We start from the raw sequence: 21236 nt of genomic DNA on the forward strand, positions 1-21236 counted from the left end.
GTCGGTGTTCTGACACTGGCCAGCTTGGCGTTGCTGAGCGTCACCGGCGTCGCGATCGGGTCGGCGAACGCGGCCACAGTGTCCTCCGAAAGCGGGGGGTCCGCCGAAACGGCCGCGCACGGACGGGGCCACGATGACCCCGTGATCATCGGACACCGCGGCGCGCCCGGTTACCGGCCGGAGCACACCCTCGCCTCGTACGAACTCGCGTACCGGATGGGCGTGAACTGGGTCGACGTCGACCTCGTGCCGACCAAGGACGGCCAGCTCGTCGCCCGGCACGAGCCGGAGATCGGCGGGACCACCGACGTCTCGAAGCACCCGGAGTTCGCGGACCGCAAGAAGACGCTGACGATCGACGGCGTCGCGACGACCGGCTGGTTCACCCAGGACTTCACGCTGGCCGAGCTGAAGACGCTGCGCGCGGTCGAGCGGATCCCGCAGAACCGGCCGCACAACACGCTGTACAACGGGCGCTACCAGATCGCCACCTTCCAGGAGGTGCTCGACCTGACCAAGCGGCTCGGCAAGGAGCTGCACCGGACGCTCGGCACCTACCCCGAGGTCAAGCACTCGACGTTCTTCCAGTCGATCGGCAACCCGACCGAGCCGAAGCTGGTCGCCGCCCTCAAGAAGAACGGCCTCGACCGGCCGGACGCGCCGGCGATCATCCAGTCGTTCGAGGTGTCGAACCTGGTCGCGCTGCACAAGCAGGTCCGGACGCCGCTGCTGCAGCTGACGTCGGCTTCGGGCGCTCCGGCGGACTTCGTCGCGAAGGGCGACCCGCGGACGTACAAGGACATCGTCACGCCGCAGGGCCTGCGTGAGGTCGCGAAGTACGCGAAGTACCTCGGGCCGGACAAGAGCCAGATCATCCCCCTGGACGCGGCCGGGAACCTGACGAAGCCGTCCGCCATCGTCGCCGACGCGCACAAGGCGGGCCTGAAGGTGCAGCCGTACACGTTCCGGAACGAGAACCCGTTCCTGCCGGCGAACCTGCGCTCCTCGGCGGAGCCGGACGCCTACGGTGACGTCTTCACCGAGGAGGCGGCGTTCCTCGAGGCCGGCGTCGACGGCTTCTTCGCCGACCAGGCCGACACCGCGCTGGAGTCGCTGCACGCGTTCCTGGGCCGGTAATCGCTTTGCCGTGAGGGGCACCTTCAGGGACTCTTCGTCCATGAAGGTGCCCCTCACGTCGTTCTCCGGAGTTGTGCTCGTGAGCCGCGGTGACGAGACGCTGGTTTCCGAGGCGCGCGGGTACGCGCACCTCGGCTACCGCGTCGAGAACACCGTCGGCACCCGGTTCGCGATCGCCAGCGGCACCAAGGGGTTCACCGCGCTGGTCGTCGTCGGGCTGATCGCCGAGGGACGGCTTTCGCTCGGCACCCGCGCCCGGGACGTCCTCGGCGACGACCTGCCGCTGATCAACGACGCCGTGACGATCGAGCACCTGCTGACGCACACCTCGGGCATCGGCGACTACTGCGACGAAGAGGCGGACCCACCGCCGACCCCGCTGCTCGCCACCTCCGCCGACTACCTCGCCGCGCTCGACGGGTATCCGCAGAGATCCTTGCCCGGCACGGAGTTCCGGTACAACAACGGCGCGTTCGCCGTCCTCGGCCTGCTCGCCGAACGGATCGCGGGCCGGCCTTTCCCCGACCTCGTGCGCGAGCGCGTCTGCGAACCCGCCGGGCTGACCGACACGGCGTTCCTCCGTTCGGACGCGCTGCCCGGCCGGACCGCCACCGGCTACCTGGAAGACGGCCGCACCAACGTGTTCAGCCTGCCGGTCGTCGGGTTCGGCGACGGCGGGATCTACAGCAGCGCGCCGGACTTCCGGAAGTTCTGGCCCGCGTTCCTCGGCGGCCGGATCGTGCCCGCCGAGTGGGTCGAGCGGATGCTGCGCCCGCACGCGGACGGTTACGGCCTCGGCTTCTGGCTGCCGTGGCCCGGCGCCGTCCGGCTCGAAGGCGGCGACCACGGCGTCACGTTCCGGAGCACGCACTCCGGCGGTGTCACCGCGACGCTGATCTCGAACGACCACCGCGGCGGCGGGCCGCTGCTCAAGCAGCTGGACGAGTTCCTGACGAAGCCTTGACACCCCTCGCCCACCAGGGCTAACTTCGGCGAACTCAATGGTCTGGCCGCATACCTTTCAAGAGGTGCCCGATGGATGTCTCCGACCAGCAGACCACTCCCGACCACGATGACGACTCCGCACGACTGCACCAACTCGGCTACGCGCAGGAGCTCAAGCGGACGATGTCGGCGTTCTCCAACTTCGCCGTCTCGTTCACCATCATCTCGATCCTTTCCGGCTGCCTGACGCTCTACGGCTTCGGCATGAAGACCGGCGGGCCGGCCGCGATGATCTGGGGCTGGCCACTGGTCGGGATCTTCGTCGTCCTGGTCGGGCTCGGCATGGCCGAGGTCTGCTCGAGCTACCCGACCGCGGGCGGGCTCTACTACTGGGCGGCGCGGCTGGCGCGGAAGAACGGCGCCGCGTGGTCGTGGTTCACCGGCTGGTTCAACCTCATCGGGCAGATCGCGGTCACCGCGGGCATCGACTTCGGCGCGGCCCTGTTCCTCAACGCGTTCCTCGACCTGCAGTGGGGCTTCACCGCGACACCGGGGCACACGATCCTGCTGCTCGCGATCATCCTCGTGGTGCACGGCCTGCTGAACACCTTCGGCGTCCGGATCGTGGCGATCCTCAACAACGTCAGTGTGTGGTGGCACCTCATCGGCGTGCTCGTGATCGTCGGGGTGCTGATCTTCGTGCCGGCCAAGCACCAGGACGCGTCCTTCGTCTTCGGCAGTTTTGTGAACCAGACGGGCTGGGGCTCGGCGTTCTACGTCTTCGCGCTGGGGCTTTTGGTGGCGCAGTACACGCTGACCGGGTACGACGCGTCGGCGCACATGACCGAGGAGACGAAAAGCGCGGCGAAGGCGGGCCCGCGCGGCATCGTCATGTCGATCGTGGTCTCGCTCGTCGCGGGCTGGATCCTGCTGATCGGCCTGACGTTCGCGATCCAGGACTACGACGGCGCGGTCGGCTCGGCCACCGGCGTCCCGCCCGCGCAGATCTTCATCGACGCCACCGGCGCGGTCACCGGCAAGTTCCTGCTGCTGATCTGCATCGGCGCGCAGTTGTTCTGCGGCATGGCTTCGGTGACGGCGAACTCGCGGATGATCTACGCGTTCGCCCGCGACGGCGCGATCCCGGGCTCGAAGTTCTGGCACAAGATCAACAAGCGGACGCAGACCCCGACCAACGCCGTCTGGCTGGGCGCGGGCGGCGCGCTGATCCTGGCCCTGCCGTACCTGTGGAGCGCGACGGCTTACGCGGCGGTGACGTCGATCGCCGTGGTGGGGCTGTACGTGGCGTACGTGATCCCGGTGTTCCTGCGCGTCCGCCTCGGTGACGAGTTCGAACGCGGGCCGTGGCACCTCGGCCGGTGGGGCAAGCCGGTCGGCATCATCGCGACGACCTGGGTCGTGCTGATCTTCGTGCTGTTCATGCTGCCGCAGGTGTCGCCGGTGACGGTGGACTCCTTCAACTACACGCCGATCGCGTTCCTCGTGGTGCTCGGCGGCGCGGCGCTGTGGTGGGTGATCTCGGCGCACAAGTGGTTCAAGGGCCCGAAGGTGCAGGGTTCGGAAGCCGAACTCGCCGCGGTCGAAAAGGAACTGAAGGAACTCGGCTGACGGTCCGTGAATGGCACATCGAGGGGCTCTGAGTCCCTCGATGTGCCATTCACGGCTTTCAGGCAGTGGCTTCCCGGGTCTCCGCGGCGGGCGCCGAGGTCTCGGCCGGTGGTGACTGGCGGCCCGGGCGGACGACCGTGACCGCGGCCGCGCCCAGCGCGCCGACCCCGGCGAACGCGTAGAAGCCCCACGGGTACGCGATTCCGGCCGTCAGCAGCGCGCCGCCGAGGAGCGGGCCGGAGATCGCGCCGATCCGGCCGATGCCGGCGGACCAGCCGAGGCCGGTCGCGCGGATCGCCGCCGGGTAGATCCGGCCGATGTAGGCGTACACCAGCACCTGGGCGCTGAACACGAAGCAGCCGGTCAGGAACACCGCCGCGTACAGCCCGACGGAGGGAAGCCGCACGCTCAGCAGCGCGAGGAACACCGCGCCCGCGCAGAACCACACGATGGCCGACGGGCGGATGCCGACGCGGTCGGCGACCCGGCCCGCGACGAGCAGGCCGACGATGCCGCCGACGTTCAGCGTCAGCAGCAGGCTCAGCGCGGCGCCGAGCGGGTAGCCGGCCTGGCGCATGATCTCCGGCAGCCAGGTGTTGAGGCCGTAGACCAGCAGCAGGCCCATGAACGACGTCACCCAGAACGCGATCGTCGCGCGCAGCAGCCCGCCGCGGAACAGGCCGGCGACCGCGTGCCCGGCCGAGCGCTCGGTCTCGCGGACCTGCTGGAACGACTCGGACTCCGGCAGGAACTTCAGCATCAGCGGGATCAGCACGACGGCCGGGAGCGCGCCGGCGACGAACATCGCGCGCCAGCCCAGCGGCGCGATCAGCACGATGCCGAGCAGCGCCGTCAGCACCGCGCCGACGTGGTAACCCGTCATCACGGTGGTGGTCGCACTGCCGGCCTTGCCGCGGCGCGCGTATTCGGTGACCAGCGTGATCGCCGTCGGCAGGCAGCCACCGAGGCCGAGGCCGGCGACGAAGCGCAGCAGGCCGAAGACGAACGTCGACGGCGCGAAGGCGCACAACAGCGTGCAGAGCGAGAACAGCGTCACGGAAATGATCAGCGACTTCCGGCGGCCGATGACGTCGGTGATGGTGCCGATCGCCAGCCCGCCCAGCATCATCCCGGCCAGCCCGAACGTCGACACGACCGACGCCGTGCCGGGCGTCAGGCCCCAGACGTGGTCGCGGAGCAGCACGGGCAGCACGGAGCCGAGCACGACCAGGTCGAACCCGTCGAGCAGGACGGCGGTCCAGGCCAGGGGCACGACCCAGGAGCGGGCGCCAGGGGACATGGGGAACCTCCGGTTGTGCGTCGGTGCACGTGATCCGCACAGGTGTGCGTAGTGCGAACAAGTATGCACAGCGTCCTGGCCGTAATCCAGGTCACTTCCACTGAACGGAAGCCGGGCGCACGGCCGCCACCTGCGCAAAGATCACGCACGTGGAGATCCTGACGCTGATGGGCGTGCTCGCCGGATCACTGGCGCTGACCGCGTTCGCCCGGCGGTACAACCTGTCCGCGCCGCTGCTGGTCGTGGTCGTCGCGCTGGGGGTCGCGCTGATCCCGGGGGTGCCGCGGTTCGAGCTGGAGCCGGAGCTGGTCCTCACGGTCGTGCTGCCGCCGTTGCTCTACTCGACGTCGCTCGAGAGCTCGTTGGCGCACTTCAAGAAGAGCCTGCGGCCGATCGTCGCGCTCGGCGTGGTGCTGGTCGCGGTGACCGCGGTGGTCGTCGCCCTCGTGGTGCACCTGCTGCTGCCGGACGTGCCGTTCGCCTCCGCGCTGGTCCTCGGCGCGGTCGTGGCGCCGCCGGACGCGGTGACGGCGGTGGCGATCGGGCGGAAACTCGGCCTGCCGCGGCGGGTGATGACCGTGCTCACCGGGGAAAGCCTGGTCAACGACGCCGCCGCGCTGACGCTGTACAAGGTCGCGCTGGCCGCGGTCGCGGGCACCGCCGGCTCGGCCGGGCACGGGTTCGCCGTGTTCGGGGTGGCGACGGTGCTGGGCATCGCGGTCGGCCTGGCGATCGGCGCGGTGGTGGTGCTGATCCGGCGACTGCTCGACGACCCGCTGCTCGAGTCGGCGTTCGGCATCATCGTGCCGTTCGGCGCGTACGTCCTCGCCGAGCACCTGCACCCGTTCGGCGCGGAGTTCAGCGGGTCCGGTGTGCTCGCCGTGGTCGCCGCGGGTCTCTACCTCGGGGCGCGCTCGCTATACGCGTCACCCGCGACACGCATGCAGGACAGATCCGTCTGGGCGTCGATCGACGTCCTGCTGGAGGCGCTGGTGTTCGCGCTGATGGGGCTGCAGCTGCCGTTCGTGCTCGACGGCGCCCAGCACGCGGCGCGCGACAACGGCACCCTGGCCCTGGTCGCGGTGGTCGTGCTGCTGGTGACGATGCTGGTGCGGATCCCGGCGGTGTTCGCCTTCGCGTTCCTGCCACGCGCGTTCCGGCTGTTCGGCCGCGGGCGCGCGGCGCCGCCGTGGCGGACGCTCACGGTGCTGTCGTGGACCGGCATGCGCGGCGTGGTCACCCTCGCCGCGGCGGCCGGTGTCCCCGCAGGCACACCCGGGCGCGAGGAGATCCAGCTGTTCGCGTTCGCCGTCGCGATCGGGACGGTGCTGATCCAGGGCCTGACGCTGCCGCCGCTGATCCGGGTCTTGAAGGTGCAGGACCCGTCGGAGGCCTCACGCGACGAGGCGGAGGAGCTGGCCGCGCGGGAGGTCACGCAGAAGGCGGCGCACGAACGGCTGCGCGAGATCAGCCGCGACCGGCTCGCGTCGCTGGACCTGCCACCCGAGAAGGTCGAACGGCTGAAGGAGCGGCTGGAACGGCTGGTCGACACGCGCTACCGCTTCGCCAAGGCGGCGATCACGCTGTCCGGCGAGGAACGCTCCGGCAGCCCGCAGGCGCAGTTCGCGAAGGCGCGGCGGGAGCTCCTGATCACCCAACGGGCGGCGATGCTCGAGGAGAACCGCGCGGGCCGGCTCGACGACGAGATCCTGCGGAAGGTGCTGCGCGAGCTGGACCTGGAGGAGTTGTCGGTGTCGGCGTCCCTCACGAACCGAATGAGCTGATCACCTCCCAGGTCCTCAGCCGCTCTTCGCTGGACCGGATGCCGGCCTGCGAGACGAGGACGTCGGTGGCGCCCGCGTCGTAGTAGCGCTGGATCCCCGCGATGACGGTCTTCTCGTCCCCGATGATCGCCAGGTCCGCCGGATGATCAACGCCTTCGGCCTCGAGAATCCGTCGATACGACGGGATCTGCGCGTAGAAACCCATCTGTTCAACGGCGATGGCGCGGACGGCGTCGGGTTCGTCGGTCACGATGGCCGGGATGGCGGCGAGGATCCGCTTGCCCTCGCTCAGGTGCGGAACGATCTGTTCGGAAAGCGCTCTCGGCCCGGCGAGGAAGGGCAGGGTCCCGTCGGCCAGCTCATCGGTGACCCGCAGCGCCTGCGGCCCCATCGCGGCGACGATCACCGGGACGTCACCGCCCACAGTGGACGGTCCCGGTGCCTTCGCGGTCACGGTCTCGCCCTCGAAGTCGACGGCTTCTCCGGCGAAGACCTGCTTCAGCACGGTCAGGTACTCGCGCAGGTGCCGGATCGGTGGCGGGTAGTCGATGCCGTAGACGGGACCGAGGAAGCCCTTCGAGCCGAGCCCGATGCCGAGGGTGAAGCGCCCGCCGGTGGCGGCTTGCGCGGTCTGCGCCGCGCTCGCGACGAGGAACGGGTGGCGCGGGTAGGTGGGCACGACGGAGGTGCCGACCTCGATACCGGGGACTTCGCGCCCGGCCAGCGCGGCGACGGTGATGGCGTCCTGGCTGAGGGGGAGCTGGGAGAACCAGACGGATTTCAGGCCGGCGTCGGCGGCTTGGCGGGTTTGGGTGATGAGCTCGTCGACGAGGTTCGGCGCGGACCCGGTGTCGCCCGAGGGGAGCGTGACTCCGATGGTCATGAGTTCAAGCTAGCGGCGGCCGCCACCGATTTCCGGCTTCCCAGGAATTGAGAACGCGCTTCGGCGGCGCGCGGTACTAGCACTGCGGTGGCGTGCGGTTCCAGCGCCTAAGCGCGGCTGACATGCAGTCCCAGCGCATCGGTGCGGCTGGCGCGGTCCTAGCATTGCGGCACGACAGTTTCCGGTGCCGTCCGGCGCGCGGCCGCGGAGTTGTCCACATCTGCCGGCGCTGTCCACAGATTTCGGCGGCACCGGTTTTCGGCCCCCAGCACCGATACGCTGGAAGCGGGACCGGCCCCCAGGGAAGGGCGGGGCGCGTCCTGGGGCGGGCGGCGGCCAAGACCATCGGCGGCAAGGTCGAGGCGATGGAGGATTCGGGACGTCGAGCGTCCAGGATCTTCCATTGGTGGCCCCGCGCTACCGGCGGAACCGAGCGCTCTGACCTCGAGCCGGCAAGCCGAGCCCGGGCAGGGCGCCGACCCGCAAACGGACACACCACCGCACTCATGATCCGCGCTTCGCCGGCCGCCGCAAGCGCTTCCGCATCTCGGGACACCGGCACTCCCAGCGCGTGAGAACCCGAGCGAAGCCTGCCGATCTCGCCCACTCTGGGCGAGATCCCGATCACGATCTCCAGGAGAACCCATGTCGCTGACCGACGTCATCGAAGGCACCCGCCGGGCCGTCGACGCCGACCCGCACAACGCCGCCGTCTCCTTCAGTGTTGACCACACCCTGAAGCCCGGTACAAAAACCGAGGTTGCCGTCAAGGTGCGGGGCCACGAGTTCACCGTTGACGAGCCGCCGGCGCTCGGTGGGGCCGACCAGGCCGCGAACCCGGTCGAGTTCGCGCTCGCCGCGCTCGGGTCGTGCCAGGTGATCACGTACCAGTTCTGGGCGGCGAAGCGCGGGATTCCGCTGGACTCGGTCAAGGTCACCGTTGACGGTGACCTCGACCTCCACGGCTTCTTCGGCTTCTCCTTCAACACGCGCCCCGGCTTCGGGGACGTGCGGGTGTCCGTCGAACTCGAAGGGCCGGCGAGCCGGGAGCGCTACGAAGACCTCAAGCGTGAGGTCGACGAGCACTGCCCGGTGCTCGACCTGTTCCGCAACGAGACGCCGGTCAGCACCAAACTGACCTAGACGAACTGGTGCCGGACGATCGTCTGCTCGCGGCCCGGACCCACGCCGATCGCCGAGATCCGGGCGCCTGACAGCTCTTCGAGGCGCTCGACGTACGCGCGCGCGTTCGCCGGGAGCTCCTCGAACGTGCGGCACGCCGAGATGTCCTCGAACCAGCCCGGGTGCTCTTCGTAGATCGGGATCGCGTGGTGGACGTCGGTCTGGGTCATCGGCATGTCCTGCGTGCGGAAGCCGTCGACCTCGTACCCGACGCACACCGGCACCTTCTCCAGCCCGGACAGCACGTCCAGCTTGGTGAGGAAGTAGTCCGTGATGCCGTTGACGCGGACCGCGTAGCGCGCGATCACCGCGTCGAACCAGCCCGTGCGGCGCGAACGGCCCGTCGTGACGCCGAACTCGCCGCCCTGCTTGCGCAGGTACTCGCCGGACTCGTCGTGCAGCTCGGTCGGGAACGGGCCGGAGCCGACGCGGGTGGTGTACGCCTTCAGGATGCCGAGGACCGTGGTGATCCGGCCCGGGCCGATGCCCGAACCCGCGCTCGCGCCGCCGGACGTCGGGTTCGACGACGTCACGAACGGGTAGGTGCCGTGGTCGACGTCGAGCAGCGTGCCCTGTGAGCCCTCCAGCAGCACGGTTTCGCCGCGCTCGAGGGCCTGGTTGAGCTGCAGCCGCGTGTCGGCGATGCGGTGCGCGAACTTCTCGCCCGCCGCGAGCACCTCGTCGGCGACCTCGTTCGTGTCGAGGGCCTTGCGGTTGTAGACCTTCACCAGCACCTGGTTCTTGAACTCCAGGGCGGCTTCGACCTTCTGTCGGAAGATCTTCTCGTCGAGCAGGTCCTGCACGCGGACGCCGACGCGGGCGATCTTGTCCTGGTAGCAGGGCCCGATGCCGCGGCCGGTGGTGCCGATCTTGCGGCTGCCGAGGTAGCGCTCGGTGACTTTGTCGATCGCCACGTGATACGGCATGATCAAGTGCGCGTCGGCCGAGATCAGCAGCTTGGACGTGTCGACGTCCCGCGCTTCGAGGCCCGACAGCTCGTCGAGCAGCACACCCGGGTCGACGACCACACCGTTGCCGATGACGTTGGTCACGCCCGGGGTGAGGATGCCGGACGGGATGAGGTGCAGGGCGAAGTTCTCGCCGTTCGGCAGCACCACGGTGTGCCCGGCGTTGTTGCCACCCTGGTAGCGGACGACCCACTGGACCCGGTCACCCATCAGGTCGGTGGCCTTGCCCTTGCCTTCGTCCCCCCATTGGGCACCGATGAGCACGATGGCCGGCATGTGACACTCCAAGGTGTTCGACGACGTGAGGTTTAGTGTCCCGGACGGACACCGGTGGCGCTGGTAAATGCCGGTGCATGACTGTAACGGAGGACCCGCGGGTGCGCGGAATAGTGGTCGCCTGTGGCGAGGGCGCGGCGGGCTTCGAAGATGTCGATGACGTCGAATCGATCCGGGTGCCGAGCCGTCCCGGCAAGGCGGAAATCGACCCCTTGCTGGGCGAACACGATCACCTGGTGGTGTCCGGCACGGACGCGGATCTCGCCGCGGTCGTGCTGCGGCTGCTGCGAAAGGACGTGGTCTCGGGCGTGTCGGTCGGGTTCGTGCCGTCGTCGCCGGACTCGTCCGTCGCCGCGCTCTGGGGACTGCCGAAGACGCCGCTGCAGGCGCTCGCGCTCGCGTTGCGCGGCGACGTCGACCCGGTGCCGCTGATCCGCGACGACGTCGGCGGTGTGCTCGTCGGGCGCGGGCTGCTGCGGCTGGTCCGCGGGGTGGCCTACTGCGACGAGCAGGTGGCACTGCGCGGGGCCGCCGCGTCGATCGAGGTGACGCCGGACCCGGGCGGGCCGGGGCTGGCCGTGCGGGTCGTGAAGGGGACGATCTTCAAGCGGCCGACCACCCTGTACTCGCGCGCGTTCCAGATCGGCTGCATCCCGACCCGGCCGGTTCGCGACGACGTTGTGCACGAACGCGCGGTGAACAAGTGGACCTGGTACCGGCACACCGAGGATCTTCGCCTGGTTCGTGGAGCCGTCTGACCAGCGATTTTCACTCTGCAGTGAACGATCAGCAACGCAGCGTTCACGAACGGGCAGCAACATGTCACCTATACGTGTTGCATGCGCCACTCCGGTGTATCAGGGTTAGCTGTCCCCACACCTGACATGGAGGCAGCAATATGCCAACCAGGCGTGCTGTTCGTCATTCCTTGACCGTCCTTGCCGCCACCGCGGTGCTCTCCGGGACGCTGGTCAGCGTCGCCGAGGCGACCCCGCCGGGCATCCCGTCGACCACGACGGCGAAGTCCGAGCTGGCCTCGCTGACCGTCAAGGCCGACGGGTCCCAGACCGGCTACAGCCGCGACAAGTTCCCGCACTGGATCGACCAGGGCAGCAGCTGCAACACCCGCGAAGTGGTGCTGAAGCGCGACGGCACGAACGTGCAGACCGGCTCCGACTGCGCGGCGACGTCCGGCTCCTGGTTCAGCCCGTACGACGGCGAGACCTGGACCGCGACGTCCGATGTGGACATCGACCACGTCGTGCCGCTGGCCGACGCGTGGCGCACCGGCGCGTCGGGGTGGACGACCGCGCAGCGCCAGGCCTTCGCGAACGATCTCACCGACCCGCAGCTGATCGCCGTGACGGACAACGTCAACCAGGAGAAGGGTGACAAGTCGCCCGACCAGTGGAAGCCGCCGCTGACCAGCTACTGGTGCACCTACGCGAAGATGTGGACCGCGGTGAAGTACAAGTTCAAGCTGACGATCAACTCCGCGGAGAAGACGGCCCTGACGGACATGCTCGGCCGCTGCTGACCCCTCGCCAAATGCCGTTGAGGCCGCCTTACGGGCGTCTGACGCCCGTAAGGCGGCCTTGACGGCAAGTCAAGAGGGAATTGTTGCGGTGTCAGGGGTTGGGACCCCGGTTCGCTCTGTGGGACGGCCTCAAGTGCGGAACTAGCGTCGCGCTTGAAGACGCAACCGCTCCCCTGGAGGCCGTCGGTGTCCCAGCTTTCCCGTGCCCGCAACGCCGCGGCCCTGCTCACCCTGCCCCTGCTGCTGACCGCCTGCGCCGCCGCGGGCGTCGAGTCCGCCGCCGACGCGGGCCCGCCGAAGCCCGGCGGCACGCTGCGGCTCGGCATCTCTTCCGCGCCCGACTGCGTCGACCCGCAGCAGACCGCCACGAACGCGTCCATCAACGTCGCCCGCCAGCTGGTCGACTCGCTCACCGACCAGGACCCGAAGACCGGCGAGATCAAGCCGTGGCTGGCCGAAAAGTGGGAGATCAGCCCCGATTCGACGGCGTTCACCTTCCACCTGCGCGCCGGCGCGACGTTCTCCGACGGCAGCCCGGTCGACGCCGCGGCGGTCAAGACCAGCTTCGACGGCATCAAGGCCCTCGGCACCAAGGCCCAGCTCGGTTACGGCTACCTCGCCGCGTACAAGACGTCGACGGTGGTCGACCCGCAGACCGTGCGGATCGAGTTCTCCGCGCCCAGCGCCCAGTTCCTGCAGGCCAGCTCGACGATGTCCCTAGGCGTGCTCGCGCCCGCGGCGTTCCAGAAGACGCCGGAACAGCGCTGCCAGGGCAACGGCCTGATCGGCTCCGGGCCGTTCGTCTTCGAGAGCCTGAAGCAGAACCAGGAGATCGTCCTGGCCAAGCGCAAGGGCTACGCGTGGGGCTCGTCGCTGTTCAAGCACCAGGGTGAGGCCTACCTCGACAAGATCGACTACAAGATCGTGCCGGAGCCCGGCGTCCGCACCGGCAGCCTCGCCTCCGGCCAGCTCGACGCGGCCACCGACATCCAGCCGGTCGACGAGCCGCAGTTCGCCGGCAACAGCTTCACCGAGAACATCCGGCCCAACCCCGGGGTGGTCTTCAACCTGCACGCGAACACGACCCGCGGTGTGCTCACCGACGAAAAGGTCCGCCAGGCCGCGCTCAAGGGTGTTGACCGCACCGAGGTCGTGACCACCGTGCTGACGGCGAACTACAAGCCCGCCACCAGCATCCTGGGCTCGGCGACGCCGTTGCACGACGACCTCTCGCAGCAGCTCGCCTACGACCAGAAGGGCGCGGCCGCGCTGCTCGACGGTGACGGCTGGGTGCCCGGTCCCGACGGGATCCGCACCAAGAACGGGCAGCGGCTGAGCGCGTCCGTGGTGTTCTCGCCGGTCTTCAACCAGAGCCGCAGTGCGCTGGAGCTGATCCAGCAGCAGCTGCGCAAGATCGGCTTCGACCTGAAGATCGAGCAGCACACCAACGCCGAGACCACGCAGATCCAGCTCAGCGGCAACTACGACTTCCTCTGGTACAACGTGACCCGCGCCGACCCGGACATCCTGCGCGGCCAGTTCTCGACGAAGGCCGGCAACCGCAGCAGGCTCACGCCGGGCAACCCGCTCGACGTCGCGCTCGACGCCCAGTCGTCCACTGTGGACACCGCGAAGCGCAAGCCGTCGGCCGACGAGGTGCAGCAGCTGATCGTCGACCACGCCTACGCCATCCCGGTGTTCGAGCTGACCCAGGTCGTCGCGCTGAGCTCGAAGGCGCACGCCGTCGACTTCGAGGCGTCGTCGCGGCTGCAGCTCTTCGACGCGTGGTTGTCGTGAGGAACTACCTGCTCCGCCGCGTCGGGCAGGCAGTGTTCGTGCTGTGGGCGGCGTTCACGCTGTCGTTCCTGATCCTCTACCTGCTGCCGGGCGACGCCGTTTCGGCGAAGCTCGCCAGCGGGGAGGCGGGTTCGTCGGCGACGCCGGAGCAGCTCGCCGCCGCCCGCGCGGAGTACGGGCTCGACTCACCGCTGCCGGTCCAGTACCTGAAACGGCTGGTCTCGGCGCTGCACGGCGACTTCGGGCGCAGTGTCGCGACCGGCGACGACGCGACGCACATGGTCGTCACGGCACTGCCGCCGACACTCGCCGTGACCAGCCTGGCGCTGGTGTTTGCGGTGCTGTTCGGCGGCGGCTCGGCGTTCCTCGGCACGTTCACGCGGTTCCGCTGGCTGCGGCAGGCGCTGCTGTCCCTGCCGTCGCTGGCGATCTCGCTGCCGCCGTTCTGGGTCGGGCTGCTGCTGATCCAGTTCTTCTCGTTCCGGCTGCGGCTGCTGCCCGCGCTCGGCACGCAGGGCTTCGCGGCGGTGATCCTGCCCGCGATCACGCTGGCCCTGCCGACCGGCGCGATCATCGGGCAAGTGCTGGCGAAGAGCCTCACGACGCAGCAGGAGGAGCCGTACGCGGAGATCGCCGCGGCCAAGGGCGCGAGCCGCTGGCGAGTCCACTTCGGACATCTCCTGCGCAACGCCGCCGTGCCGACGCTGACCGTCGCCGGGGTGGTGGCCGGCAACCTGGTCGCGGGTTCGGTGATCACCGAGACGGTGTTCTCGCGGGACGGCGTCGGCCGGATCACCGCGGCCGCCGTCACCGCGCAGGACGTCCCGGTGGTGCAGGCGGTGATCGTGCTGGCCGCGCTGGTGTTCGTGGTGCTCAACCTGATCGTCGACCTGCTCTACCCGCTGCTCGACCCGCGCATCGCGCGGACACCCGCGGAGGTGGCCCGTGGTTGACCTCGCCACTCCGGCTCGCACGGCGGTTCGCCGCCCGGGTCTTGTGCTCGCCGTCGCCGTGCTCGCGTTTGTGCTGTTGGCGGCCTTCGTGCCAGGCCTGCTGACCGGGTACGACCCGATCACCGGCGTGCCCGCCGAGCGGATGCAGGGCCCGTCACTGCAGCACCTGTTCGGGACCGACGAAACCGGCCGCGACGTCTACGCGCGGGTGATCCACGGCGCGTCGCTCTCCCTCAGGGCCACTGCGATCGCCGTGCTCGTGGCGCTGATCGCCGGTTCGGCGCTGGGCCTGCTCGCCGGGTTCCGCGGCGGCTGGGCTGACACGGTGATCATGCGGATCGTCGACGTCTTCCTGGCCATCCCGCCGATCCTGCTGTCGCTGGCCCTGGTCACGGCACTGGGCTTCGGCACGACGAACGTCGCGATCGCCGTCGGCATCGCGAACCTCGCGTCCTTCGCACGAGTCATGCGCGCGGAGGTGCTTCGCGTGCGAAACGGCGTGTTCGTCGAAGCCGCGCGAGCCAGCGGAGTGCGCTGGTCCGGGGTGCTGTTGCGGCACGTCCTGCCGAACGCGGCGGGGCCGGTGCTCGCGCTGGCGACGCTCACCCTCGGCACGGCCGTGCTCGAGGTGTCGGCGCTGAGCTTCCTCGGCTTCGGCGCGACCCCGCCGACGCCCGAATGGGGCTCGCTCGTGGCCGGCGGCCGCAGTTTCCTGGCCACGGCTTGGTGGATGACGACGTTCCCGGGGCTGACGGTCGCGGCGGTGGTCCTCGCCGCGAACCGCCTGTCCCGCGCACTGGACGGAGGCGACCGATGACGTTGCTGCGCATCGAAGACCTGGCCGTGTCGTACCGGAAGGTCCCGGCCGTCCGTGACGTCGGCCTCGACGTCGCCGCGGGCGAGGTGGTCGCCGTGGTCGGCGAGTCGGGCTCGGGCAAGTCGACCACGGCGCACGCGGCGATCGGCCTGCTGCCCCGCGGCGGCCGCATTGACGCCGGCTCGATCACCTTCGACGGCCGCGACCTGCTTTCGCTGTCGGACAAGCAGTGGCGCCGCGTGCGCGGCCGCGAGATCGCGCTGGTGCCCCAGGATCCGGCGGTGTCGCTGAACCCCGTGCACCGGATCGGCGACCAGGTCGCCGAGGTGCTGAAGATCCACGGGCTCGCGGACCGGCGAGCCGCGTCCGTGCAGGCGATCGAGCTGCTCGAACGCGCGGGTGTCCCTGATCCGTCGCGAAGGGCGCGGCAGTACCCGCACCAGCTGTCGGGCGGCCTCCGGCAGCGGGTGCTGATCGCGTCGGCGCTGGCCGGGCGGCCGAAGTTGATCATCGCGGACGAGCCCACCAGCGCTCTCGACGTCACCGTGCAGCGGCGGATCCTCGACCACCTGACGTCGCTGGCGCGGGAATCGGGGACGGCGATCCTGCTGATCACGCACGACCTCGGCGTTGCGGCCGACCGCGCGTCGCGGATCGTGGTGCTCTCGCAGGGCTCGGTCGTGGAGGAGGGTCCGTCGGTCGTCAGCGCACCAACGCACCCTTATACGCAGCAGCTGCTCGCCGCCGCGCCGAGCATGACGAGCACCGTGCGTCCGGCTGTGCCGGCCGCCGAGCCGCTGGTTTCCGTCCGGGACCTCGCGAAGACGTTCGACGGCGGCATCCGCGCGGTCGACGGGATCTCGTTCGACATCCCGCGCGGCCAGACATTGGCGCTGGTGGGCGAGTCGGGCTCGGGCAAGTCGACAACTGCCCGCATGGTGCTCCGGCTGGAGACCCCCTCGGCGGGTTCGGTGGAGTTCGACGGCCAGGACATCACCTCGCTCGCGGGTCCCGAACTGCGCCGGCTGCGGCGGCGGATGCAGATCGTCTACCAGAACCCGTATGCGTCGCTGAACCCGAAGTTCTCCATCGAGGACGTCGTCGCGGAGCCGTTGCGGGCGTTCGGTCTTCCGCGCACCCGGGTCCCGGAGCTGCTGGAGCAGGTGGCGCTGCCTTCGTCGGTGGCGCGCCGGAAGCCGGCCGAGCTGTCCGGCGGCCAGCGGCAGCGGGTGGCGATCGCGCGGGCGTTGGCGCTGCGGCCGGACCTGGTGGTGTGCGACGAGCCGGTGTCGGCGCTGGACGTCTCGGTGCAGGCCCAGATCCTGCGGCTGCTGGCCGAGCTGCAGTCGGAGCTGGGGTTGTCGTACCTGTTCATCTCGCACGACTTGGCGGTGGTGCGGCAGCTCGCGGACCAGGTCGGCGTGCTGCGGGACGGCGCTCTGGTCGAGCTGGGCCCGGCCGCCCAGGTGCTGCACGAGCCGCACTCCGAATACACGAAGGAACTGCTGGCGGCGATCCCCGGGCGGTCGGTGCAGGAGGTCGGCTGAGACAGAAACCGGACAGGATCGACGGTCAGTGCTTTTCCCACCACCCGGCGCGCCGTATGGTCTGGACCATGCGGAGGATCGGCGTGGCCTTCGTGGCCTTGGTGCTGATGATTTCGGGTGCGGTGCCGGCTTCGGCCGCCGCCGGGCGCAGGGTGGTCGTCTACTACCAGACGATCTACAACGGTTCCACCTACGTCTCACCGCTGCCCCTGCGTGACGCGGGGGCCACCGACGTCATCGTCGGCGCGATCCACCTCGACACCAACAGTGTGGTGCACCTCAACGACGATCCGCCGAACGCGAGCAAGTTCACGCGGATGTGGCAGGACCTCGCCACCCTGCGCAGCCAGGGTGTGCACGTGCTCGCCTTTGTCGGCGGCGCCGCGGCAGGCAGCTTCCAGCGGCTCGAAACGCAGTTCGACACCTACTACCCGTTGCTGCGCACCCTGATCCGGACGTACTCGCTGTCCGGCATCGACCTGGACATCGAAGAGCACATGTCCAACGGCGCGCTCAACAAGCTGATCGACGCGCTGCGAGCGGACTTCGGCAGCTCGTTCCTCGTCACGCTCGCCCCGGTGGCCAGCGAGCTCAGCGGTGGCGGCGGGCTCTCGGGCCTGAACTACGACACGCTGTACCGCGACCGTGGAAGCCAGATTTCCTGGTTCAACACGCAGTTCTACTGCGGCTGGGGCTCGCTTGCGAACACCTCGGGGTACGACAACATCATCCGCCGGGGTGTGGTGCCGGCGAGCAAGGTCGTCGCCGGGACGGTGACCAACCCGGCGAACTGCAGTGGTTACGTCGCCATGTCGACCCTCCAGTCGACGGTGCGGAGTCTCGTCGGCAAGTACCCGGACTTCGGCGGGATCGACGGCTGGGAGTACTTCAACTCCCTGCCCGGCGGCACGTCGGCGCCGCAGCAGTGGGCGCAGCAAATCGCTCCGGTCGTGAAGGGCTGACGAGTACGCTCGGGGCGGTGCGGATCCTCTTCTCGTGCCGCCCGGCGTACGGCCACCTGTTCCCGTTGCTGCCCCTCGCGAACGCGGCGAAGGCGGCCGGGCGCCACGTGGTGTTCGGCACCGGCGAGGCGTTTGTGCCCAAGGTGCGTGACCTCGGGTTCGAGGCCCACCGCGTCGGCATCTCCATCGGCGAGGCCGAGGCTGAAGCCCAGCAGCGGCACGGCGAGGACGCCGGGTTCATCGAGGTCGGCGTCACGATGTTCGCCGAGCTGCTGCCGCGTGCGGTGGTCGGCGACCTGACGCCGTTGCTGCCCGAACTGCGTCCCGACCTGGTGGTCTACGAGCAGAGTGACGTCGGCGCCGGCGCGGTCGCACGGCGGGCGGGCATCCCGGCCGTCTCGGTGGTGATCGGCCGGTCGATGCCACCGCCGATCCTCGCCGTCGCGGCCGAGCGGCTCGCGCCGATCTGGGGCACGCTCCCCGCGGACGCCATCTTCGGCGACGCCAGTGTCGACGTGTGGCCGGACAGTCTCCGCGACCCGGGCACCGCCGGGGTGCCGAAGGTGTTCCGCATGCGCCCGACACCGTTCGACCCCGACGTCCCGCTGCCCCCGCTCCCGGCCGACGGTTTTGTGTACCTGACGCTCGTCTTCTGCTCCGCGCCGGTCCGGCGCAGAGCTATCCGCACCGGCCCAGCTGCCGGTCGGCGTGCTGGTGGCGCTCGGTCGCGGCGATCCCGTGCCGTTGGGCGGGCTGCCAGGACGGGTTCGGGCTGCGGGGCTGCAGGGTTGCGACCACAGGCCGAGGTACTGAAGCACGCGGGCATGGTGGTGCACCGCGGCGGCACCAGCACGGTGCTCGGCTCGCTCGCAGCGTAGTTGTCCACAGCCGCGACTGAATGTGGACTACTCGGCTGCACGGGCACGTGATCGCAGGTTTTGTCGGCCACTGCCGATAAGCTGGACAAGGGCACGCCCCCCAGGGAGGGCGGGGAGCTGCCGGCCCCCGCGAGCTGCTGGCCGACCCGAAGGCTCGTGAGGTGGCCCGCGGGGTGGCGGCCGAGATCGCGGAAATGCCCGCGCCGGAGCAGGTGCTGGACGAACTCGTCAGCTGGGCGGGCTGACCAGCGCCAGGATCTCCCGCGCCACCGCGTCGTTCTGCCGGAACGACAAGGCGTTCGTCCGCGGCCGCGTGAACGCCGCGGCCGAGCGGGCGCTCGTGTGCGGCCCCACGGCGAACCGGTGCGAATGCGCGCGGCCGGCGCCGTCGAGCAGGCGCGAATCCGACACCCGCGTGTGGATCCGGCCCGACGGGAGCAACGCGCCCGTCACCGGGTCCGCCACCGTCTCCTCGGCCAGCTCGCCCGCGTCACGCAGCTGCCGGAGCAGGCCGTCCGCCGCGCGGGTCACGCTCGGGCCCGGCAGCCGGGCCTCGACCAGGGTCCGGGCCGGAACCGTCCCCGGGTAGCTCGCGGAGGACGCCACGAACACCCCGTCCTCCGCGGTCACCTGCATCTCCGCGCCGGCGCACGAAACCACGCCGGCCTCGTGCAGTGCCAGCAGCTCTTCCAGGCGGCGCGGTGGCGGCCCGCTGGCGTAGTACGAGAAGAACCCGTGGAACCAGCCGTCCATGTCGGACACCTGGGAGGACGCGTTCAACCGTCCTTTTTGGACAAGCGTGGGCAGCTGGCCGTACACCGACAGCAACGCCATGAACGCACCGAGGTCGGCGCTGAACTCCTGGTCGGCCCGGCGCGCGAGGTCGGCCTCGACGTACTCGCGCAACTCCTTGCCGAACTCCTCCGCCGTGCCGAACTCGCGGCCCGCCAGCGGCCGGTCCAGGCGGTCGAGGTCGAGGCGGTCCGCGTCGGCGGGCACGGCCCGCAGGACGAGGTCGCGCATCCCCGGCGAGTCCCACGGCAGGTCCGCGAACGCGTCGGCGAACACGGCGAAGTCCATCCGCACCCGGTCCGGGTGGCCGGTGAACAGCTCGCTGTAATAGCCCCAGGCCAGCTCCTTCGCGACCAGCGGCCAGACGTCCGTGCGGAAGTCGAGGGCCGCCCCGGCCAGCGCGTCGATGGCGTAGGCGTCGAAGAACCTGGGCAGCCGCAACGGTTTCCCGCGCAGCCGGTAGCCGATCTTCGCGTGGTACGGCACCCCGCGCCGCGAGCCGACGTGCAGCACCGGCTCGGCGCCGCTCGGGTGGTACCGCAGACCGCCGCCGTCGAGCTCCTCGAACCGGCCGCCGCGGCCCTCGGTCAGCAGCAGCATCAGGTCGACGAACGCCAGCCCGAACCCGCGGACCAGCACGGTTTCACCCGGTTCGATGCCGGAGTAGTCGACGTCGGCGGTGTAGCCGGCCGGGTAGTAGGCCAGCCCGTGGCCCGCGGCGAACGTCGCCAGCTCGTGCTCCCGCTCGTCCGGGTCCGCGTCGAGGTGCCCGACCGTGAACACCACGGCGTCCGTCCGGAGCGTCGAGCCGTCCGACAGCCGGACGAGCGGACCGTCGACGTCAACCGCCCGCGCCGCGTGCTCGACGACGGTGAAGCCGTCGGGCAGGTCGGCGACCACCTTCCGGTACACCCAGGTCAGGTACGCGCTCTGCAGCCGCCGGGTCGGGAAGTCGAAGCTGTCGAGCGCGGTCAGCTCGGCGACGACGTCCGGCGGCACTTCGGCGTCGAGGACGCCGTCACGCACCTGTCGCGCCCACTCCAGCAACGACGGCCCCGGTAGCACCGGGCCCGCCATCTTCACCGAGTCGTCGGTGAACATCGTGACGTCCTCGGGCATGGAGTTCATCCGCAGCAGCGGTGACTGGTCGTAGCGCCACACCCGGCCGGGCCCCGGCGGGAACGGGTCGATCAGGTGCACCTCGAGCCGACGGCCGCCGAGCAGTTCCGCGGCGTTCGCGCCGAGCCGTTCGAGGACGCCGACCCCGCGGGGTCCGGCGCCCACGACGGCGAGGGTGAACGGCGCAAGATCGGCCACAAAACCGAAGCTACGCTCGGGTTCCTTCGCCGGAGGCCCTTCCCACAGAGCGGAATCCCGGGTGTGACCAATCACCGCCGCGACCGGCGCCGAATGCCTCGCGCACACCGGTGAAAGGAGCGGAACTTGACCGTCGTCCACCCAGGCGCCCGGGCCTTCGTCGCAGTGCCGCAGCTGCGAAGACTTGACCGGTGAGATCGGCCCGCCGCACCGCGTCCACACCGCGCAGGACGTGGTCGGCACCCTGCTCAGGGGCAACTGGGCGATCTTCGCGCACGAATGGGCCGACCCCGACGGGCTCGACCCGAAGCACTGGCGTGACGTCGTCGAGGCCGCCGCGGAGGCGGCCGGGGTCGACGTCGAGTTCGTGGTCATCCCGCGCCGGTCCCTGACCGTCGTGTTCAACCGGGCGCTCCCGCCCACCTTCGAGCAGGTCCGCGCGTCGATCGAGGTGATCGAGCACCACCGGGCCTGAGTTCCACCCTGCGGACTGCATTGCCGTCCCCCGCGCGCCGGGCGTAGCCCTGGCAGT

17 protein-coding genes and 1 pseudogene are annotated in these 21236 nt (G+C 70.1%); 14 read left to right on the plus strand and 4 right to left on the minus strand.

The annotated features are described in order from the left end of the window. Positions 1-141 precede the first annotated feature (141 nt). The 3 genes from ACIA5G_RS07725 (at position 142) to ACIA5G_RS07735 (ending at position 3711) form a co-directional block, all read left to right on the plus strand. The gene (locus ACIA5G_RS07725) at positions 142-1137 is read left to right on the plus strand and encodes a glycerophosphodiester phosphodiesterase (protein WP_395921390.1); all 996 of its coding nucleotides are present in this window, start codon (positions 142-144) and stop codon (positions 1135-1137) included. 40 nt (positions 1138-1177) lie between these two features. After that, on the plus strand, positions 1178-2101 hold the full coding sequence (locus tag ACIA5G_RS07730) for a serine hydrolase domain-containing protein (protein WP_395921392.1): 924 nt from the start codon (positions 1178-1180) through the stop codon (positions 2099-2101). A gap of 71 nt (positions 2102-2172) precedes the next feature. Beyond that, positions 2173-3711: an amino acid permease gene (locus tag ACIA5G_RS07735; RefSeq protein WP_395921393.1), complete on the plus strand. Its 1539-nt coding sequence runs from the start codon at positions 2173-2175 to the stop codon at positions 3709-3711. A 58-nt stretch (positions 3712-3769) separates the two neighbouring features. On the opposite strand, the gene ACIA5G_RS07740 is transcribed toward ACIA5G_RS07735, so the two are convergent. Then, positions 3770-5011 carry an MFS transporter gene (locus tag ACIA5G_RS07740; protein ID WP_395921394.1) on the minus strand — a complete coding sequence of 414 codons (1242 nt, stop codon included), beginning with the start codon at positions 5009-5011 and terminating at the stop codon, positions 3770-3772. Between the two features lie 149 nt (positions 5012-5160). On the opposite strand from ACIA5G_RS07740, the gene ACIA5G_RS07745 reads away from it, so the two are divergent. After that, positions 5161-6795: a Na+/H+ antiporter gene (locus ACIA5G_RS07745; RefSeq protein ID WP_395921396.1), complete on the plus strand. Its 1635-nt coding sequence runs from the start codon at positions 5161-5163 to the stop codon at positions 6793-6795. Here the strand turns inward: ACIA5G_RS07745 and ACIA5G_RS07750 are convergent. Then, entirely contained in the window at positions 6776-7678 is a 903-nt protein-coding gene (locus ACIA5G_RS07750) for a TIGR03564 family F420-dependent LLM class oxidoreductase (protein ID WP_395921397.1), read from the minus strand. The genes ACIA5G_RS07745 and ACIA5G_RS07750 overlap by 20 nt on opposite strands. A 645-nt stretch (positions 7679-8323) precedes the next feature. Between ACIA5G_RS07750 and ACIA5G_RS07755 the strand changes: the two genes are divergently transcribed. Continuing rightward, positions 8324-8821: an OsmC family protein gene (locus tag ACIA5G_RS07755; RefSeq protein WP_395921399.1), complete on the plus strand. Its 498-nt coding sequence runs from the start codon at positions 8324-8326 to the stop codon at positions 8819-8821. Here ACIA5G_RS07755 and ACIA5G_RS07760 read toward each other — a convergent pair. Then, positions 8818-10104, minus strand: coding sequence for an adenylosuccinate synthase (locus ACIA5G_RS07760; protein ID WP_395921400.1), 1287 nt, complete (start codon positions 10102-10104; stop codon positions 8818-8820). The two genes, ACIA5G_RS07755 and ACIA5G_RS07760, sit on opposite strands and share 4 nt — an antisense overlap. A gap of 77 nt (positions 10105-10181) precedes the next feature. Between ACIA5G_RS07760 and ACIA5G_RS07765 the strand changes: the two genes are divergently transcribed. The 8 genes and pseudogenes from ACIA5G_RS07765 (at position 10182) to ACIA5G_RS07800 (ending at position 18840) form a co-directional block, all read left to right on the plus strand. Next, entirely contained in the window at positions 10182-10862 is a 681-nt protein-coding gene (locus ACIA5G_RS07765) for a hypothetical protein (protein ID WP_395921401.1), read from the plus strand. A 140-nt stretch (positions 10863-11002) separates the two neighbouring features. Then, positions 11003-11641 carry an HNH endonuclease family protein gene (locus ACIA5G_RS07770; RefSeq protein ID WP_395921402.1) on the plus strand — a complete coding sequence of 213 codons (639 nt, stop codon included), beginning with the start codon at positions 11003-11005 and terminating at the stop codon, positions 11639-11641. 186 nt (positions 11642-11827) lie between these two features. Beyond that, positions 11828-13438, plus strand: a complete 1611-nt coding sequence (locus ACIA5G_RS07775; RefSeq protein ID WP_395921404.1) for an ABC transporter substrate-binding protein — start codon at positions 11828-11830, stop codon at positions 13436-13438. Next, on the plus strand, positions 13435-14391 hold the full coding sequence (locus ACIA5G_RS07780) for an ABC transporter permease (RefSeq protein ID WP_395921405.1): 957 nt from the start codon (positions 13435-13437) through the stop codon (positions 14389-14391). Before ACIA5G_RS07775 ends, ACIA5G_RS07780 begins: the two co-directional genes overlap by 4 nt. Continuing rightward, complete coding sequence (locus tag ACIA5G_RS07785) at positions 14384-15208, plus strand: ABC transporter permease (RefSeq protein ID WP_395921407.1); 825 nt, start codon at positions 14384-14386, stop codon at positions 15206-15208. Before ACIA5G_RS07780 ends, ACIA5G_RS07785 begins: the two co-directional genes overlap by 8 nt. Continuing rightward, positions 15205-16755, plus strand: a complete 1551-nt coding sequence (locus tag ACIA5G_RS07790; protein WP_395921408.1) for a dipeptide ABC transporter ATP-binding protein — start codon at positions 15205-15207, stop codon at positions 16753-16755. The genes ACIA5G_RS07785 and ACIA5G_RS07790 overlap by 4 nt, the downstream gene beginning before the upstream one ends. Positions 16756-16823: 68 nt before the next feature. Next, positions 16824-17717 carry a glycosyl hydrolase family 18 protein gene (locus tag ACIA5G_RS07795; RefSeq protein WP_395921410.1) on the plus strand — a complete coding sequence of 298 codons (894 nt, stop codon included), beginning with the start codon at positions 16824-16826 and terminating at the stop codon, positions 17715-17717. A 17-nt stretch (positions 17718-17734) separates the two neighbouring features. Beyond that, positions 17735-18840 (plus strand): annotated as a pseudogene (locus ACIA5G_RS07800) (glycosyltransferase). On the opposite strand, the gene ACIA5G_RS07805 reads toward ACIA5G_RS07800, so the two are convergent. Continuing rightward, complete coding sequence (locus tag ACIA5G_RS07805) at positions 18824-20704, minus strand: FAD/NAD(P)-binding protein (RefSeq protein WP_395921412.1); 1881 nt, start codon at positions 20702-20704, stop codon at positions 18824-18826. The pseudogene ACIA5G_RS07800 and the gene ACIA5G_RS07805 sit on opposite strands and share 17 nt — an antisense overlap. A 184-nt stretch (positions 20705-20888) precedes the next feature. On the opposite strand from ACIA5G_RS07805, the gene ACIA5G_RS07810 reads away from it, so the two are divergent. Further along, positions 20889-21179, plus strand: a complete 291-nt coding sequence (locus ACIA5G_RS07810) for a hypothetical protein (protein WP_395921414.1) — start codon at positions 20889-20891, stop codon at positions 21177-21179. Positions 21180-21236: the final 57 nt, after the last annotated feature.

It is taken from the genome of Amycolatopsis sp. NPDC051758 (assembly GCF_044453095.1).
Lineage (GTDB): Bacteria > Actinomycetota > Actinomycetes > Mycobacteriales > Pseudonocardiaceae > Amycolatopsis.

Coding starts and splice junctions, on each gene's coding strand:
- ACIA5G_RS07755 (WP_395921399.1), top strand. CDS start 8,324: ATGTCGCTGACCGACGTCATCGAAGGCACCCGCCGGGCCGTCGACGCC.
- ACIA5G_RS07735 (WP_395921393.1), top strand. CDS start 2,173: ATGGATGTCTCCGACCAGCAGACCACTCCCGACCACGATGACGACTCC.
- ACIA5G_RS07760 (WP_395921400.1), bottom strand. CDS start 10,104: ATGCCGGCCATCGTGCTCATCGGTGCCCAATGGGGGGACGAAGGCAAG.
- ACIA5G_RS07795 (WP_395921410.1), top strand. CDS start 16,824: ATGCGGAGGATCGGCGTGGCCTTCGTGGCCTTGGTGCTGATGATTTCG.
- ACIA5G_RS07770 (WP_395921402.1), top strand. CDS start 11,003: ATGCCAACCAGGCGTGCTGTTCGTCATTCCTTGACCGTCCTTGCCGCC.
- ACIA5G_RS07790 (WP_395921408.1), top strand. CDS start 15,205: ATGACGTTGCTGCGCATCGAAGACCTGGCCGTGTCGTACCGGAAGGTC.
- ACIA5G_RS07765 (WP_395921401.1), top strand. CDS start 10,182: ATGACTGTAACGGAGGACCCGCGGGTGCGCGGAATAGTGGTCGCCTGT.
- ACIA5G_RS07740 (WP_395921394.1), bottom strand. CDS start 5,011: ATGTCCCCTGGCGCCCGCTCCTGGGTCGTGCCCCTGGCCTGGACCGCC.
- ACIA5G_RS07730 (WP_395921392.1), top strand. CDS start 1,178: ATGAAGGTGCCCCTCACGTCGTTCTCCGGAGTTGTGCTCGTGAGCCGC.
- ACIA5G_RS07750 (WP_395921397.1), bottom strand. CDS start 7,678: ATGACCATCGGAGTCACGCTCCCCTCGGGCGACACCGGGTCCGCGCCG.